We start from the raw sequence: 1,033 nt of genomic DNA on the forward strand, positions 1-1,033 counted from the left end.
CCTGGTAGTTCAGTTGGTTAGAATGCCAGCCTGTCACGCTGGAGGTCGAGGGTTCGAACCCCTTCCAGGTCGCCAAATTAAATATGCGGGAATAGTTCAGTGGTAGAGCGCAACCTTGCCAAGGTTGAAGTCGCGAGTTCGAATCTCGTTTCCCGCTCCATAATAACTTGGGTGCATAGCTCAGCTGGATAGAGCAACGCCCTTCTAAGGCGTGTGTCCGGGGTTCGAATCCCTGTGCGCTCATTAAGAAAAGTTTACTATATTTATAGTAAACTTTTATATTGTTTAAAAAGACACAGGATACATACATATCACCTGTGTCTTTTTCTTTATAAATATCAAATTATATAAGAGTTACATTATATTCATTAATATTGTAATCATATTAATGGTAATGTATAATAGTCTACAAGAAGTTTATAGAAAGATTTATTGCATAGACTTAATTATTAGTAAATAGGCTCATATACATTATACTGTATACTTTATAGTACTAAAACATTAGAATACTATTTAAATTTATAAATTAATTTCTTATACTGAAAAAGAATGATGAAATGTATTATGAAAGACTAGATATTCTAAATACTTGATAATATGGTATTTGTAGATTGTATTAAACGAATTGTTGTACTTATAAGTAATCTATGTATGACTTTGAAAATAGATAAACTGTTTTAATTATTTTTATTATAAAAGATAAGTCCTAGAAAAGATACATAAGTAAGATATTAATAGAAGTTGATATAAATTATTTATAAGGTAAATTATTGGTGCAAGATAAAAATAATATTACCAATATAATATTAATGAAAATAATGTTACAATTTTATATAATTAATAAATAGATTATTAAATCTATTGTAGGAAACATATACTGAAAGATAATATGTATTTTGAAATAGATTTTTATAGTATAAAATTGCATCAAGGCGCGAGTACTATTTTGTATTCGCGCCTTGATGATTTGAATTATTTAAACTAGATTTAACTTTAATAAAAAATATATATTTAATGAGCAATATTTTTAATG

Annotated in this window: 2 tRNA genes; both read left to right on the forward strand. The window is 27.4% G+C overall.

Annotated elements, in window-relative coordinates:
* The first annotated feature begins 85 nt into the window (after nt 1-85).
* Nucleotides 86-160 (forward strand) — tRNA-Gly (locus KGF50_RS21595).
* 9 nt (nt 161-169) lie between these two features.
* A tRNA-Arg gene (locus KGF50_RS21600) sits at nt 170-243 on the forward strand.
* Nucleotides 244-1,033 lie beyond the last annotated feature (790 nt).

Source organism: Clostridioides sp. ZZV15-6598 (assembly GCF_020657705.1).
In the GTDB taxonomy this organism is placed as follows: Bacteria; Bacillota; Clostridia; order Peptostreptococcales; family Peptostreptococcaceae; genus Clostridioides; species Clostridioides difficile_F.